The organism is Pseudoalteromonas caenipelagi (assembly GCF_013140855.1).
GTDB lineage: Bacteria > Pseudomonadota > Gammaproteobacteria > Enterobacterales > Alteromonadaceae > Pseudoalteromonas > Pseudoalteromonas caenipelagi.
Map to the genome: position 1 here is coordinate 175,699 of NZ_JABBPG010000003.1, position 16,348 is coordinate 192,046.

General features: G+C 40.1%; 13 protein-coding genes and 5 tRNA genes. 16 read left to right on the forward strand and 2 right to left on the reverse strand.

Features of this window, described 5'->3' with window-relative positions; all coding sequences use genetic code 11:
* The first annotated feature begins 162 nt into the window (after positions 1 to 162).
* From HG263_RS09195 to HG263_RS09215, 5 genes are all read left to right on the forward strand, one after another.
* Positions 163 to 1,620 (forward strand): transporter substrate-binding domain-containing protein, encoded by a 1,458-nt coding sequence (locus HG263_RS09195; protein WP_171625791.1) that lies wholly within the window; start codon positions 163 to 165, stop codon positions 1,618 to 1,620.
* A 3-nt stretch (positions 1,621 to 1,623) separates the two neighbouring features.
* Positions 1,624 to 3,489, forward strand: a complete 1,866-nt coding sequence (locus HG263_RS09200; protein WP_171625792.1) for a sensor histidine kinase — start codon at positions 1,624 to 1,626, stop codon at positions 3,487 to 3,489.
* Between the two features lie 5 nt (positions 3,490 to 3,494).
* On the forward strand, positions 3,495 to 4,130 hold the full coding sequence (locus HG263_RS09205) for a response regulator (protein ID WP_171625793.1): 636 nt from the start codon (positions 3,495 to 3,497) through the stop codon (positions 4,128 to 4,130).
* Positions 4,131 to 4,412: 282 nt separating this feature from the next.
* On the forward strand, positions 4,413 to 4,589 hold the full coding sequence (locus tag HG263_RS09210; protein WP_171625794.1) for a hypothetical protein: 177 nt from the start codon (positions 4,413 to 4,415) through the stop codon (positions 4,587 to 4,589).
* A 253-nt stretch (positions 4,590 to 4,842) separates the two neighbouring features.
* A complete protein-coding gene (locus HG263_RS09215; RefSeq protein ID WP_171625795.1) occupies positions 4,843 to 5,715 on the forward strand; it encodes an MBL fold metallo-hydrolase in 873 nt (290 codons plus the stop codon).
* Between the two features lie 110 nt (positions 5,716 to 5,825).
* Here HG263_RS09215 and HG263_RS09220 read toward each other — a convergent pair whose 3' ends face one another.
* Positions 5,826 to 6,434 carry an EF-hand domain-containing protein gene (locus HG263_RS09220; RefSeq protein WP_171625796.1) on the reverse strand — a complete coding sequence of 203 codons (609 nt, stop codon included), beginning with the start codon at positions 6,432 to 6,434 and terminating at the stop codon, positions 5,826 to 5,828.
* Positions 6,435 to 6,845: 411 nt separating this feature from the next.
* Here HG263_RS09220 and HG263_RS09225 point away from each other — a divergent pair, with 411 nt between their 5' ends.
* Both HG263_RS09225 and HG263_RS09230 read left to right on the forward strand, forming a co-directional pair.
* A complete protein-coding gene (locus HG263_RS09225) occupies positions 6,846 to 7,262 on the forward strand; it encodes a hypothetical protein (RefSeq protein ID WP_171625797.1) in 417 nt (138 codons plus the stop codon).
* Between the two features lie 88 nt (positions 7,263 to 7,350).
* Entirely contained in the window at positions 7,351 to 8,364 is a 1,014-nt protein-coding gene (locus tag HG263_RS09230; protein ID WP_171625798.1) for a phytanoyl-CoA dioxygenase family protein, read from the forward strand.
* Between the two features lie 45 nt (positions 8,365 to 8,409).
* Here the strand turns inward: HG263_RS09230 and folD are convergent, their stop codons facing one another.
* Positions 8,410 to 9,264 carry a bifunctional methylenetetrahydrofolate dehydrogenase/methenyltetrahydrofolate cyclohydrolase FolD gene (folD, locus tag HG263_RS09235; RefSeq protein WP_171625799.1) on the reverse strand — a complete coding sequence of 285 codons (855 nt, stop codon included), beginning with the start codon at positions 9,262 to 9,264 and terminating at the stop codon, positions 8,410 to 8,412.
* 341 nt (positions 9,265 to 9,605) lie between these two features.
* Between folD and HG263_RS09240 the strand changes: the two genes are divergently transcribed.
* The 9 genes from HG263_RS09240 to lon all read left to right on the forward strand — a co-directional run bounded on the left by HG263_RS09240 (position 9,606) and on the right by lon (position 16,337).
* Positions 9,606 to 9,682 (forward strand) — tRNA-Pro (locus HG263_RS09240).
* Positions 9,683 to 9,719: 37 nt separating this feature from the next.
* A tRNA-Arg gene (locus HG263_RS09245) sits at positions 9,720 to 9,796 on the forward strand.
* 24 nt (positions 9,797 to 9,820) lie between these two features.
* Positions 9,821 to 9,896: transfer RNA gene (locus HG263_RS09250), tRNA-His, on the forward strand.
* A gap of 14 nt (positions 9,897 to 9,910) precedes the next feature.
* Positions 9,911 to 9,987: transfer RNA gene (locus HG263_RS09255), tRNA-Pro, on the forward strand.
* Between the two features lie 22 nt (positions 9,988 to 10,009).
* Positions 10,010 to 10,086: transfer RNA gene (locus tag HG263_RS09260), tRNA-Pro, on the forward strand.
* Positions 10,087 to 10,363: 277 nt separating this feature from the next.
* Entirely contained in the window at positions 10,364 to 11,668 is a 1,305-nt protein-coding gene (gene tig / locus HG263_RS09265) for a trigger factor (protein WP_171625800.1), read from the forward strand.
* A gap of 151 nt (positions 11,669 to 11,819) precedes the next feature.
* On the forward strand, positions 11,820 to 12,437 hold the full coding sequence (gene clpP, locus HG263_RS09270; protein ID WP_171625801.1) for an ATP-dependent Clp endopeptidase proteolytic subunit ClpP: 618 nt from the start codon (positions 11,820 to 11,822) through the stop codon (positions 12,435 to 12,437).
* Between the two features lie 124 nt (positions 12,438 to 12,561).
* Positions 12,562 to 13,845, forward strand: a complete 1,284-nt coding sequence (gene clpX / locus HG263_RS09275; RefSeq protein WP_171625802.1) for an ATP-dependent protease ATP-binding subunit ClpX — start codon at positions 12,562 to 12,564, stop codon at positions 13,843 to 13,845.
* Positions 13,846 to 13,967: 122 nt separating this feature from the next.
* Complete coding sequence (gene lon / locus HG263_RS09280; protein WP_171625803.1) at positions 13,968 to 16,337, forward strand: endopeptidase La; 2,370 nt, start codon at positions 13,968 to 13,970, stop codon at positions 16,335 to 16,337.
* Positions 16,338 to 16,348: the final 11 nt, after the last annotated feature.

Below are 16,348 nucleotides of genomic sequence, written 5' to 3' on the forward strand. Positions count from 1 at the left end.
TGTTGTGTATAAATAGAATTAACCGAATCGTTAACCCAATGTAAACAAAATGAAAATTCTCTTGCAACCTTGGGTGGGTTGGTGTACCTTTAATGTAAACCACTTGTAATGCCTTTATTGCATGACTTTTATGATAAAGAGTGCGCTGTTGCTAAGGAATTTATGAAAGCACTATGTCTTTTGGTTGGCTTAGTTTTAGGAGCAAACCTGATCTACTTCTCACTAGCACCGCCAAACGTTAAAGAACAGCCCAAAAGAAATATCTCTTTAGTTACTGGTGCAGAACTAGAATATCTGAAAGAAAGCAAGTCATTTAGTTATTGTGCCGATCCTAGTTGGGCACCGTACGAGTGGATAGGTGTAAATGGCAATCATCATGGTTATGTTAAAGACTATCTTAACCTCATTGAGCATGCTCTAAATGTTAAATTCAAATTAGTTTTGGCTGATAGCTGGAGTGAGGTGCTCGAAAAAGCAAAACGACGAGAGTGCGACTTTATCTCTGCCGCGATGTTCACCCCTGAACGTTCCGCATATTTAAATTTCACACAACCATTTTTCAGTTATTCAATAGTAATTGCCTCTCATAAAGATATTGTTTTTGACCGCAAAGAAAACTATTTCCAAGGAAAAACCTTCGCGTTAGTTAAAGGGTATTCATACGAGGAAAAAATACGCCGAAGCTATCCAAAAGCCAAACTTGTATATGTGAAAAATGCAACGGAAGGATTAATGTTGGCTTCAGCAATGAAAGTAGATGGTTATTTAGATGGGCAAATGGTTATTGCGTATACCATACACAAGGAAGGGTTAATCAATCTCAACATATCCGAACGACTAAATGAGCATATGAATTTGTCATTGGCAGTAAGAAGTGACGATCAGGTGCTTTTATCAATTTTCAATAAAGCCATTGATCAAATAACAGAAAAAGAGCGTCGACAAATACAAGCTAAATGGGAACGTACCTATACGACCACCGAAGAGATAAATACTTCCATCTATTGGAGCTTTTTTTATGTGTCATTTATTGCGTCTTGCTTTCTCATACTTACGTTTATTTTTAGACTAAGAAGCGCAGTTAATAAGAGCAACTCGAAAGTGTCTGGTTTAATAACACAGCTAGAGAAAGAAAAGAGTTACGATGCTTATGACGACGTTTTAAATAGGTATAGTGCAGTCAAAGAGGTTTATAACTCCTTGAAAAGCGAAAACAACGCAAATCTAGGGATCATTATATTTAAGGTAAATAAATTAGAGCAATTATATGACGAGCTTGACATGCTTGCAGTTGAGATGTTGATAGAAAGCATGCTTTCCCATATAAAAAAGATAATACCAAAAAGCTGTCAATTAGGTTGCTGGAGAGGTGGACGCTATATCCTGTTATGTAACAAGGCAACTAGCGAGGAGCTAACCTTGCTAGCAGAAACTGTCAGGTATGAAGTTGCGAAACAGGCATACCATTTCGATATAGGAGTAACGCTTAGTTTAGTGATTGGCCCTTACTCACAAAATTGCTCTATCAATGAACGAATTAAAGAAATAGAGAAGCAACTGTCGATGTGTTTACCAGACAATGTGAGTGGTAAACATATCGACTTTGTAAAAGAACAATAAAGTATGAAACTTGATAAGCATGTGCTCTATTACAATTTATTACTTCTCCTAGTCAGCGTTTCTTTTTTCTATTTACTTTCATGGATAAATAAAAATGAAGAGGCAATTAAAAAGGTAAAGCTTGCAAATCAAGCTGCTGAGGGAGAAGTTTACACATTTGCCCGAAAAGCTTTTAACTCTCTGTATATTGAAAGTGTTGTTGGTGACTATGTTTATGTAGATAAAAATGCGTTAAATGATCCCAAACACTTGCCTGTTAGGGTACAAGTTTTATTAGAACAAAATGTAGTGGACAAGATTGCTATTTATAGCAAAGAAAGATTGCTATTTAGTTGGGGGGGGAGTCACGGTAATCGTTTTTTGCCACGTGCTACACAGCTTAAAGGGGGTAATGATCTCAGATTAATCAATCTAGACAGCTCGCTTTTTATAGAAGCAAAAACCGCATTATACAGGAATGGTAGGGAGCATATTGGCTATATGTTGTTGCGTAAAAGGCTAGATAGTGACGCATTAAATGTAAACTATCATACTCATCAACAGTCGACTGTTATATTGCCCTCAGTAGATGCTACACAAAGCGAAGCGCTTCTATCAAATTTTACCGTCTCTGAAATTCCCTTTAATTACACTACAGCCCTAAATAAGGTAACAACCTGGAATACAATTGGCACAACTCATGTTGCCTTTACTACACCTATTTACTTTTCAAGCAACTATGAAGATGGGGTGAATAAAGCGACGAGTAATATTGCAGCTTATTTGTTGAGTACCGCTAGCTTTGACTGGTTTTCACTCAATTATGATTTAGCTAGTTTAAGCTTAGTCTTGATTTGGGCCTTGTTAATTATCTTTGTAGTGAATCGTTTGATTGCGCAGCTGATGCGACCTGTTAATGGCATTGTAAAGAGGGTAAGGAACAATATGCGATGTATCATCGAGTATAATAAGTTTGAGCCTTTATCACTAGAAGCTGTTAATGAAACTTATCAACAATTAGTCGTGAGTTACAACCAACTTCTGATGCACGTTAAAGATACTCGAGTAGCAAAAAATGAAATGCTACTTGAAATTGGACAAAGGAAGAGGCTACAAGACGAACTGCACAGATATAAAGCTCAATTGGAACATTTAGTAGAACAACGCACTTATGCATTGAAGCAGAAGAATGCTTTGCTAAAGAGCGAAATTTCAGAGAAAAAGAGAATTGAGCAAAAACGGCGAGAATTATCAAACCGGCTTTTGGTGACTCAGGAGGAGGAAAGGAAGCAACTTTCAAGGGAATTACATGATGGCGTTGGGCCGCTATTGATGGTGATTAAAATGAAGATTCAACTATTTAGACAACAATGTGAAAAAAGCAAAGAATTCAGCCTACTCCCTTTGGTAGACATAATAGAAAATACGCAACAGGCAATCAATGACGTACGAAAAATTTCTAAAGGGCTTCGCCCAGTTTACTATGACGATGGCAATATAGACGACCTGTTAACTTGGTATGCGGACGAATTTGAAGAGGTTACAGGCATCAAGGTTGAGATTAATAAAGACGAGAGCATTGTCTTGCCTTCCAAAGTGAAAGATAACCTATTCCGAGTTTTTCAAGAAGCGTTAAACAATGCGCATAAGCACGCAAAAGCCAGCAGAGTAACAATACAGCTATTACGCAGAAAAACGAACTTGCTGATGACCATTGCAGATAATGGCATTGGATTGGATGCTAGCAGCGTGCGCACAGGAATTGGCTTTTATACTATGGAAGAAAGAGTCTCACTTATTAACGGTACAATGGATGTGAATACAGGTTCGGGAAGTGGTGTGCAAATTTCTATTCAGCTCCCATTGACACAATTAATTAAGGAACATTGATCTTTATGAATATCACGGAAAAGAAGCGGATACTGATTGCAGATGATCACCAAATATTTCGTCAAGGTTTACGTACTTTAATAGAGCAGAGCGAAAATTTTGAGGTGATATCAGATGTTGCTGACGGAGAAGCCGCTTGGAGTGCAATAAAGAAAAATACTCCAGATATAGCTGTTTTGGATATTACGATGCCTATTCTTAGTGGCTTTGATGTTGTTACTAGAATTCAAAAGTATAAACTGAGTACCAAAGTCATTTTTTTATCTATGCACAATGATATCAAAATCATTGACCGAGGGTTATCTCTCGGTGCTTTTGCATACCTGCGTAAAGACGAAGCATTTGACTCCCTTATAAAAGCGATGGAAATGGTGCTTCGAGGTAAGTCCTACCTCTCAGCAGAGTTAGAAACACAACTGAGTGAGTACCAACTGTCTCGAGTGAATTTCAACTTGACGAAACGAGAGCAAGAAACACTATCCTTTATTGCTAAAGGACTAACAAACAAAGAGATTGCTGAAGTGATGTGCTTATCGGTAAAAACTATAGATAATCATAGAACGAATTTAATGGGTAAGCTAGATGTGCGCAATACTGCTGGGCTAGTGCGTTATGCACTGTTAGAGACAATGGATGTATGATTACCAATTAGATAGCTCATTTTCTAAACGGTGATGGAATTAAAGTAGTCGTGCTTTTTTATTTTAGGCAAAGGGTTGAGTCACAAAAATTGTTAATGGTCCTTTATTAATGAATACCTTAGCGATTGCTTTCGTTGTGCTGATGAAGATACGCATAACGCAAAGCAAGCTTACGCAACTGTAAGAAGTAGCAGCAATTGTGCACTGGATTATTTATAGCTAAGTGTTAGCCTGATTTTGCGTAAATTAGATACGCTGATAACACTATCTTAAGGAATGAAAATGAAAATCAAGTTAAATAAAAAACAATTAAAAACTTTAAATTCAACCAAGGAAATTAATGAGTTAGCAACCCAGAAAATTGCTGCAGGTCACGCCAATGTGAACCCTGCATCTTGGACATCGGTGATGATTTTTTGTGATGCGCGTACAGGACTTTGCCCCGTAGATCCAAAATGATAATCAGATGATAATAATAGGTCCATTATTCAATATGGACCTATTATTTTATAGCAGGAATTTGTCTGTCTAAGTAACACCATGGCGAAATATCGATATTTTTCACTGTACTTTTTGTTGCTCAATCAACTTGCCAACACTCCATACTAGCAGTCAAAGAATGTTATTTTGATGGGTATTAAATAAACAAAGGTGTTTTTTAATCTAATCGCTGCTAAAGATCGTAGTTATAAAAAACAGATGGAGTTTAGCCATGATTAAAAATACCTCTCTAACCGGCATACTTGTTAGTAGCTTTTTTCTTTCGTCTACCACTTGGGCTCAAGTTGATTTTAAAATACAGCAATTATCTAGCAACCTTCATGTTCTTTATGGACAAGGAGGGAATATAGCAATTAGCACAGGTAAAGATGGTATTTACCTTGTGGACGATCAATTTGCAAAACTCAGTGAAGACATTAAGAAACAGATCAGTACCTTACAACAAGGCGCGCCCGAATTTGTTATAAATACTCATCATCATGGCGACCACACTGGCGGTAACGAAAACTTTGCCCAAGCGGGGAGCCATGTCATTGCCCATCACAATGTTTTTGAAAGATTAAAGGCCAAACATTCTGAGGGGTCAAAGTACTTACCTGTGGTCAGTTTTGGTAAAGATTTAGTGTTACATTTTAATGATGAACATGCGCATTTATGGCATTTCCCTCATGCTCATACTGATGGAGACGCAGTGATTTTTTATAAAAATGCTAATGTCGTTCACATGGGGGATATTTTTTTCAACCTCAATAGTCTCCCTTTTATTGATGTGGATAGTGGTGGCTCATTAGATGGCGTGATAAGCGCGGTTCGAGATACGTTGGAACGCATCGACGACGATACTAAAGTCATTCCAGGGCATGGCCCTGTTACGGACAAATCAAGCTTAGCGCAATACCTTATTTTACTTCAAAAAGCGAAACAGTTGATGCTAGTTGCAATGAAAGAGCATAACACCATTGAGGCGGTCCTAAATGCAAAGCCATTAGCTGCTTTAGAATTAAGTTACTCAGATTGGCTTCCACAAGAACGCGTCACTAAGTTGTTTTATAGAAGTCTAGCCAAGCAGGCTGGGGGGAGTTAATCGCTCGTTCTTGCTTACTTACTATGTTACTAAGAATATATTATCCCAAAGTATATCTGCTGGGTGTAGCCCCTGCCCATTGAAAATGCACAGGGGAGTACACATGGTTTTTAAACGGGATCTGTATCAGGCACAATACTTTCAATACATGCTTTGACGGCGTCTTTGGTAGCACGTTTGCGCTCGCCTTGTTGAATGAACTCTTCAAGTGTTACCTCACCACTGCTATTGGCATCCATTATTGAAAAAATGTCTGTTTGATGTGCTGTTAAAGCCGCGGTAATTTCAGCGAGACTAATCCCACCGCTGTTATCGGTATCAAGTTGGGCAAACTTAGTGGTTGGCGCTGCAAATTTTGTTACGTCAGGCACAATGATATTGTTATTGCCTGTTGCGTCTTTGGTGTCTTGCACGCACTGTACAATCTCAGAGGCAAACTCAGATAGGTCGAAGTTGTGGCGCTTTTTATTTAAATATTCGTCCAGTTCTATTTCAGAGCTAGTATTGGTATCAGCTCGTAGCAGTTTTTTTTGCGCTTTGGTATCGATATTAGCGAGTAACTCATCGAAGGTAATCGTATTACTTTGATCAGCATCTAATTTTGCAAAAACGACTTCAGGTGCTTTATGGTGACCTTTTCTAGCCTCGGCTTGTGCACTGACTGTTAGAGTTGTAAGCGTTGCTGCGATGATTGCGATATTGATAATTGAACGTTTCATAACTTGTCTCTCTTATGTCATGGGTTAAGTTTGATAACCGTGTTCGACCATAAAAAGTAAGGTCGCCGCGGTGTTGACTTATAAGATGGAAGACAATTGTGCAAACAATGTGGCAATTAGTTGCCTTTACATAAATTTACATACAGTGGATTATATCGCTCTTTATGTTGAGGCTTCCTTAACCCCATTACACTTAGTCATTGTGCTTTCTAGCGAGCTTATACTTTTTGTAATGATTATTTCTATTAAAGGCGGATGGCATAGTTTTATATCCTATTGACTCAACTTCTTATGGCTTAAGTGTTTTTTAATTTCACCTACAAATTAGGCTTAAGTTGGGTCTAGAATACCTGATTTAAAGGCATGCTAATTGCTACGTGTTTGACACCAGCTATCATCAAGGAGATAAGCATGCTGCTTTTTAACGGTATTTATGAACCAGTAAAGAGAAATATTAGTGTAACCAACAGCCCAGAGGGACCTGGTATAAACACTGAACAGCAATTTGCAAAAGAAATGGCAAACGCCCAACTTTCCTCTGTGAGCAAACAGCTCCAAAAAAAAGATGTTTCAATCTACTCACGTAATCAAAGTTTTCTGGAAAAGGTTCAAGAAGCTGCACTTTTACAGCGAATGGGTGTGAATAAAGAAAAGTTGGAAGAATTAAAAGAGCAATTAGCGGTGCTCGAGAAGCAATTTGCAGATGGAAACATCTCACAAAAAGACTATCAGGAGCAAAGGGCTATAATAGAGGAGGAAATAGCGAAGGAATATGAGCAAGCTCAAAAGAGACGAGAAGAGCAAGAGCGGGCTCAAGGTAACACTTAGCTGATAAAAAGGCCGCATATGAATGTCTTATATTCAAAACTCTTTTTTAAAAACCCTAAAAACTGACCACTTTGTTTGGAAATAAGTTATGAAAGTATGTCATAGTGCGCAAGCGCTATCTTATGGAAATGGCGCTAACTTAGAGCTATTAGAGGCTATTTGGCAGCGAGTTACAGCGTCGATTATTGGCAATCAGGAGCAAACCGGAGATTTTATCTCAGATGCAGATAAAGCAGTGTTCGACCTAATCGGGTTGAGTTGGCAACACGCAATTTCGACTCTATATCAGTATGCGCATTCCTACAAAGATTTTTTAAAGCATATTCTGCCATATTCCAACATAAATGAGCTTGCAATGGCTCGTGCAACAGCTTACGTATCGGGGCATGCTCAGCCGCAGGAAGCCCTACAATTGTTCGAAGAAATAAAGGGCATGGATAATGTGTTAGATGACTTTCAGATGCAACAGTGGCGAATGGATGGCTACGTTGTATTAGAAAGGGCGCTAGATACACAACAATGCCAAGCAGTTATCGCTGCCATTGCAGATTTTTTGGAAATTGATATAGCAGATCCGACACAGTGGTATAACAGCACTAATCGAAATGGCATCATGGTGGAGCTAACGCATCATGCAGCGTTAATTGCTGCGAGAAATAGCAAGCGCATCCATAAAGCCTTTAGCCAGCTATGGGAAACTGACGATTTGATAGTATCTGCAGATCGCTGTGGTTTTAACCCGCCTCACACAGAGCTGCACCCATTTTCGGGTCCTGATTTGCATTGGGATGTTGATTTTACAAAACCACTTAACTTTGGCACTCAAGGAATTGTGTATTTAACAGATACCGAGGCGCAGCAGGGGGCCTTAACATTGGTTCCGGGGTTTCATCATCAGTTACAAAGCAGAGTTGATGAATTTAAACATCAACAACATGAGGTTGATTTACACAAATTAGGTTCCAAGCCAATCCCTGCAAAAGCAGGAGATATGGTAATTTGGCATCAGTTTTTGCCCCACGGCAGTCGCGCTAACCTGACGGACAAGCCAAGAATTGTACAATATATTAATATGTACCCTTTCCCAAAAGGAATTGAGTAATAAAAAAGGAGCTACATATGAGCTCCTTATAATGAAAACGCTTTTTTAACTGTGGTAGTTTTCACAAGCTTCTAAGGTGTTTTCAATTAGACTAGCGACAGTCATAGGGCCAACTCCACCTGGTACAGGGGTAATGAAGCTCGCTTTTTGCTCAGCAATACTATATTGCACATCACCGACCAATTTACCTGACTCTAAGCGATTGATACCCACATCGATAACAATTGCACCTTCTTTAATCCAATCACCAGGAATAAATTCAGGCTTACCAACGGCAACAACCAACAAATCAGCACGCCTTACGTGGGCTTCTAGATCTTGAGTAAACTTGTGGCATACAGTTGTAGTGCACCCAGCAAGTAATAACTCTAAAGACATTGGACGACCAACAATATTTGATGCGCCTACCACTACAGCATGCATTCCTTTATATCGAACGCCAGTTGAGTCGAGTAAAGTGATGATACCCTTTGGTGTACAAGGTCGAAGTGCTGGCATTCTTTGCGCCAATCTGCCTATATTATACGGGTGGAAGCCATCGACATCTTTATGAGGATGGATGCGCTCAAGGATCTTTTCAGCATCTAACCCAGCAGGTAAAGGTAGCTGTACTAAAATGCCGTCGACCTCTGGGTCGGTATTTAGTGAGTCTACTAGCTCTAGAAGCTGTTGCTCATTCGTGTCACCTGGTAAGTCAAATGATTTAGAAATAAAGCCGACCTCTTCACAAGCTTTGCGTTTAGAACCGACATAAACTTGACTTGCTGGGTCTTGTCCTACTAATACTACTGCAAGTCCAGGAGCACGTAAGCCTTGTTCAACGCGTTCGGCAACACGTTTAGTTACTGTAGTGCGTACTTGTTTGGCGATTGCCTTACCATCAATGATGTTTGCCGTCATGGGTGACCTTTATTGGGATTAAAAACTTGAACGAACATGAGCGTATAGGGGTTATGCTCAAAATGCCACTACATAATCATATAGAAGCGGCGCTATTTTCTCAGAAAACAGCGCATGCGCCAAGCTGATATCTACTTTTTACAGTATTGAAGTTAATAGAACAGTAGATATAGTTGATAAAATTGTATAAATTTCAGCTAAGTGATCTGCTTTTTATACATTTTGTAGCAAAAGTAGCCACTTGAAAGCTTTTTTTGAAAAAGTGTTTGACCTAGTTCGGTCAAATCACTATTATGCACCCCGTTGTCAACGAGCACTGCTCGAAACAACAAATTAAGTATCGGCGATTAGCGCAGTTTGGTAGCGCACTTGGTTTGGGTCCAAGGGGTCGCAGGTTCAAATCCTGCATCGCCGACCACTTTAAAATAAGAATAGCAACATGAAGATGTTCGTATGCGCCCTTAGCTCAGCTGGATAGAGCAACGCCCTTCTAAGGCGTCGGTCGAAGGTTCGAATCCTTCAGGGTGCGCCATTCTTATTTAGTCCTTATGTAGTGGCGGCTGTAGCTCAGTTGGTAGAGCCCTGGATTGTGATTCCGGTTGTCGTGGGTTCAAGTCCCATCAGTCGCCCCATCTACATACTCCGTCGGCGATTAGCGCAGTTTGGTAGCGCACTTGGTTTGGGTCCAAGGGGTCGCAGGTTCAAATCCTGCATCGCCGACCACTTCTAAAATACCGTTCAGTATCGGCGATTAGCGCAGTTTGGTAGCGCACTTGGTTTGGGTCCAAGGGGTCGCAGGTTCAAATCCTGCATCGCCGACCATTATCCTATCTCATAGTAAACTTTAAAATTAACCAACTTTTAACCGTTCAGCCCTTATTTCTTCATAAATTTATCCTGATTGCTCGACTAAACATTTTTATAGGTTATAATGCCGCGTCTATTGTTTAACATAGGGCCCATGAAGGGCAGGCAACAAGAGTGACACATGCAATTGGTGCTCAAAACGGGCTTCCGTGGATACGCTGATTAAGGCATGATGTGCAACTTGTTTGTAAGGAAGGCGCGTTGTCGCCAAAATTGAAGATTGAGGTAAATCATGCAAGTTTCTGTTGAGACGACTCAAGGCCTTGAGCGCCGTCTGACTATCACCGTTCCTGCAGAGAACGTTGAGACTGAAGTTAAAAAACGCTTACAACAACTGTCTAAAACCCAGCGTATCGATGGTTTCCGTCCTGGTAAAGTACCAGTGTCTGTGATCAACAAACGTTTTGGTACAGCAGTTCGTCAAGAAGTAGCAGGCGAATTGATGCAACGTAACTACATTGAAGCTATCGTTGCTGAAAAAATTAACCCTGCTGGAGCGCCATCATTCGCACCTAAATCATTAGAAGCAGGCAAAGATCTTGAGTTTGACGCAACTTTTGAAGTTTACCCTGAAGTTGAACTAAAAGATTTAGACAAAATTGCTGTTGAAAAGCCAGTTGTAGATGTAACTGACGAAGACTTAGCAAACATGTTAGAGACGCTTCGCAAGCAACACGCAACTTGGGTTGAAAGTGATGCGGCTGCTGGCGAAAACGATCGTGTAACTATTGATTTCGTTGGTACTGTTGAAGGCGAAGAGTTCGAAGGTGGCAAGGCTGAAGACTTCCCACTAGAACTTGGTCAAGGTCGAATGATCCCTGGCTTCGAAGAAAACATCGTTGGTAAAAAAGTTGGCGAAGAAGTTGTTGCTGACGTAACTTTCCCTGAAGAATACCATGCAGAAAACCTAAAAGGTAAACCTGCTCAATTCACTATTACTGTGAAGAAAGTTGAAGTTCAGGAGCTTCCAGAGCTAAACGACGAGTTTGCAACTAAGTTTGGTGTTGCAGAAGGCGGTGTTGACGCACTTAAAGAAGAAGTTAAAAAGAACATGACGCGTGAACTTTCACAAGCTGTTAAAGCAAATGTGAAAGATCAAGCGATTAAAGGTCTTTTAGCAAACAACGAAACTGAAGTGCCTAAAGCACTTATTGATCAAGAGATTGATGCACTTCGTCAGCAAGCAGCACAGCGTTTTGGCGGCAACGCACAAAATATGCCTGAGCTACCTGCAGAGCTTTTCCATGAGCAAGCTGTGACTCGTGTTAAAACAGGTCTTTTACTTGGTGAAGTGATCAAAGCACATGACATCAAAGTAGATGAAGCTAAAGTAGATGAATTAATCGAAACGGTTGCTTCAGCTTACGAAGATCCAAGTGAAGTTGTTAGTTACTACAAGAGTAACGAACAAATGATGCAACAAATGCGAAATGTTGCAATGGAAGAGCAAGCTGTAGAAGCTATTTTGGCTGCTGCACAGGTTTCTGAAGTTGAGAAAGCGTTTGATGACATTATGAATCCGCAGCAAGGTGCATAATAAGTCATTGACTTAACGCTAAGCTAACGATTTAATGGCTCGAGATGTTCTACAAAAATTTGTAGTTTGTCCGAGCCATTTTTTATTTGTAGGCAAGAATACCAACCAAAAGCAGCCTGCCTAGAACGCTGCGGATTAAGGAATAAAAAATATGAATGACGGTATGATCGATCCTTTCAATGCATTAGTACCAATGGTTGTTGAGCAGACAGCCAAAGGTGAGCGCTCTTTCGATATTTATTCGCGCCTTTTAAAAGAGCGTATTATTTTCTTAACGGGGCAAGTTGAAGATCAAATGGCAAATTTGATCGTTGCGCAGTTATTGTTTTTAGAATCTGAAAGCCCAGAAAAAGATATCTTTCTTTATATTAATTCACCAGGTGGCTCTGTTACCGCGGGTATGTCAATTTATGACACGATGAATTTTATCAAACCTGACGTAAGCACAGTATGCGTAGGCCAAGCAGCTAGCATGGGCGCGTTCTTGTTATCTGGTGGTGCTAAAGGCAAGCGTTATTGTTTACCGAATTCGCGTGTCATGATTCATCAACCTTTGGGTGGTTTCCAAGGTCAAGCATCTGATTTTGAGATCCATGCAAAAGAAATTTTATCTATCAAAGAAAAGTTAAATAGGCTAATGGCAGAACATACCGGACAGCCATTTGATATTGTATCGCGAGATACCGATCGTGATAATTTTATGAGCGCACAAGAAGCTGTAGAGTACGGCTTAGTGGATGCGGTTCATACACGTAGAGAAATTAAGTAAGTTTTCTGAGAGCGAGCGGTTAAACCTCGCTCTACAACTATGCTAAAGTAAGTTTTATTTGGTATAGTTAAAACAATGTATATGGTTACCGTTATTGGTAACGACGAAAATAAGAGGTAGCTGAATGTCAGACACTCCAACAGACGGCGACAAAAGTAATAAACTCTTGTACTGCTCTTTTTGTGGCAAGAGCCAGCATGAAGTACGCAAATTAATTGCCGGTCCATCGGTGTATATTTGCGATGAGTGCGTCGAACTGTGTAACGACATCATTAGGGAAGAAATAAAGGATATTGCACCTAAGCATGATGCAGGTGACAAACTTCCAGTTCCAAAAGAAATTAGAAATCATCTGGATGATTATGTGATCGGTCAGGAACATGCCAAGAAGGTGTTGTCTGTTGCGGTATACAATCATTACAAGAGATTGCGTAGCCAAGGCTCTAAAAATGATGTAGAGCTGAGTAAGAGCAATATCTTGTTAATTGGTCCAACTGGTAGTGGTAAGACATTATTAGCTGAAACACTTGCTAGGTTGCTTGACGTACCATTTACGATGGCTGATGCAACGACACTAACAGAAGCTGGCTATGTGGGTGAAGATGTTGAAAACATCATCCAAAAGCTACTGCAAAAGTGTGATTACGATGTTGAGAAAGCTCAGCGTGGTATTGTTTACATTGATGAAATCGACAAAATTTCACGTAAGTCTGATAATCCATCTATCACACGAGATGTTTCTGGCGAAGGTGTTCAGCAAGCATTACTAAAGCTGATAGAGGGAACAGTTGCATCTGTACCACCTCAAGGTGGCAGGAAGCATCCACAGCAAGAATTTTTACAAGTTGATACGTCTAAAATCCTGTTCATCTGTGGTGGTGCATTTGCAGGTCTAGATAAAGTGATCGAGCAACGTAGTCATAAAAATACCGGAATCGGTTTTGGTGCAAATGTTAAATCTTCAGATGCGTCTCGTTCTTTGAGTGAAACATTTAAAGATGTAGAACCGGAAGATTTGGTTAAATATGGTTTGATCCCAGAGTTTATTGGTCGTCTACCAGTTGTAGCAACACTTACCGAACTAGATGAAGATGCATTGATTCAAATCTTAAATGAACCTAAAAATGCGTTAACTAAGCAGTTTGCAGCGTTGTTTAAGATGGAAGAGGTTGAGCTTGAGTTTAGAGAAGATGCTTTGAAAGCAATTGCTAAAAAAGCGATGGAACGAAAAACTGGAGCACGCGGTTTACGTTCAATTGTAGAAGGGGTTTTACTCGATACAATGTATGAACTGCCGTCGATTGAAAACGTAAGTAAGGTAGTGGTTGATGAAACTGTTATTAAAGGTGAGTCAGACCCTATTTTAATTTATGAAAATAGCCCTCAGGACAAAGCTGTTTCAGAGTAAGCTATCGAGTCATGTAAAAAGGAGCCAATGGCTCCTTTTTTTATCAATCAGTTGAACTTTATATACGCTATCCCCATATAGATTGGTATTAATAAAAATTAACGAAGTGTAAAGAGAATAAAATGACGCTTGAGAGAACGGATCGAGTTGAAATTCCAGTGTTGGCACTACGCGATGTTGTCGTGTACCCGCACATGGTGATCCCGCTTTTTGTAGGCCGAGAAAAATCGATAAAATGCCTAGAAGCGGCGATGGAAAATGACAAACAAATCTTTTTAGTCGCTCAAAAAGATGCCACAGTTGACGACCCAAAAACTGATGAAATATACGAAGTTGGTACAATTGCGACGGTACTGCAGTTACTAAAACTTCCTGATGGTACTGTTAAAGTACTCGTGGAGGGGACGCAGCGAGCCAAGATAGAAGAGTTTTTAGTATCTGATGATTACTTTTTAGCTCAAGCACAGTTTTTAGAATCTCAAGACATTGAAGAGCAAGAGCAAGATATTTTTATTCGTAGTGCAGTGAGTCAATTTGAAGGCTATGTAAAACTGAATAAAAAGATCCCTCCTGAAGTCTTGACCTCCGTATCAGGTATTGACGAGGCATCTCGGTTAGCTGACACTATGGCAGCTCATATGCCAATTAAAGTGCCAGAAAAACAAAAAGTACTTGAACTAGACAGTGTCACTGAACGCTTAGAGTATTTAATGGCACTGATGGAAGGTGAGATTGACCTACTGCAAGTCGAGAAAAAAATTCGCTCGCGCGTTAAAAAGCAAATGGAAAAATCTCAACGCGAGTACTATTTGAATGAGCAAATGAAAGCGATTCAAAAAGAACTTGGCGAATTAGATGATGTGCCTGATGAGTTTGAGGCGTTGAAAAAACGTATTAGTGAAGCACAGATGCCAAAAGAAGCAGAAGAAAAGGCATTGTCTGAACTTAATAAGTTAAAAATGATGTCTCCTATGTCTGCAGAAGCTACTGTGGTTCGCTCTTACATCGATACAATGATTGGGGTTCCGTGGAAAAAGCGCTCTAAAGTTAAAAAAGATTTGGCGGGCGCACAGAAAATTTTAGATGCTGACCATTATGGCCTTGAGAAAGTTAAAGACCGTATAATTGAGTATCTAGCCGTTCAGCAACGTACGAATAAATTAAAAGGACCCATCTTGTGTCTTGTTGGTCCTCCAGGTGTTGGTAAAACAAGCTTAGGGCAGTCTATCGCTCGCTCTACAGGACGCAAATATGTTCGAATGGCTTTGGGCGGAGTACGTGATGAAGCCGAAATACGTGGCCACCGACGTACTTACATAGGCTCAATGCCTGGTAAGTTAATTCAGAGCATGAGCAAAGTTGGTGTTAAAAATCCATTGTTCTTACTCGATGAAATAGACAAAATGTCTTCTGATATGCGCGGTGATCCTGCTTCGGCATTACTTGAAGTGTTAGATCCTGAGCAAAATAGTACATTCGCAGATCATTACTTAGAAGTAGATTACGATCTATCTGACGTGATGTTTGTTGCAACATCGAACAGCTTCAATATTCCTGGCCCACTGTTAGATCGTATGGAAGTTATTCGTCTTTCAGGCTATACCGAAGATGAAAAGCTCAATATCTCTAAACAGCATTTGATACCCAAACAAATCAAGCGAAATGGCTTAAAAGACTCTGAAGTTGTTATCGAAGATAGCGCAATCATTGGTATTATTCGCTATTACACAAGAGAGGCTGGTGTACGTAATTTAGAACGAGAAATTTCTAAACTATGTCGCAAAGCGGTAAAAAATATCTTGTTAGATAAAGACATTAAGCAAGTTGTGATTAATCAGGAGAACTTGGAAGACTTCCTCGGTGTGCAGCGTTTTGACTACGGGAAAGCGGAAGACGGTGATCGTATTGGCCAGGTAACAGGGCTTGCTTGGACAGAAGTTGGTGGTGATTTACTCACAATAGAGTGTGCTGCAGTGCCAGGTAAAGGGAAACTCACCTATACGGGTTCTCTTGGCGATGTAATGCAGGAGTCAATTCAAGCGGCAATGACCGTTGTACGAAATCGCGCAGAAAAGCTTCGCATTAATAGTGACTTTTATGAAAAACGAGATATCCACGTACACGTACCAGAAGGCGCCACACCGAAAGATGGACCTAGTGCGGGTATTGCCATGGTGACATGTTTGGTTTCTAGCCTAACGGGTAATCCAGTTCGTTCTGATGTTGCAATGACGGGTGAAATTACTTTACGTGGTGAAGTGTTGCCAATTGGTGGTTTAAAAGAAAAGCTACTAGCGGCACATCGTGGTGGAATCAAGACAGTTGTGATCCCAAAAATTAATGAAAGGGACCTAAAAGAGATACCTCAAAATGTACTTGATGGGCTTGATATTCATCCAGTTACTTGGATCGATGAGGTTCTGTCGCTTGCTTTGGCTAACCCTTTGGAGAGTTTTGCTGTCGAAAACGGCAAAAATGCAGAAAAAGTCTAAAAAAAGTGAGT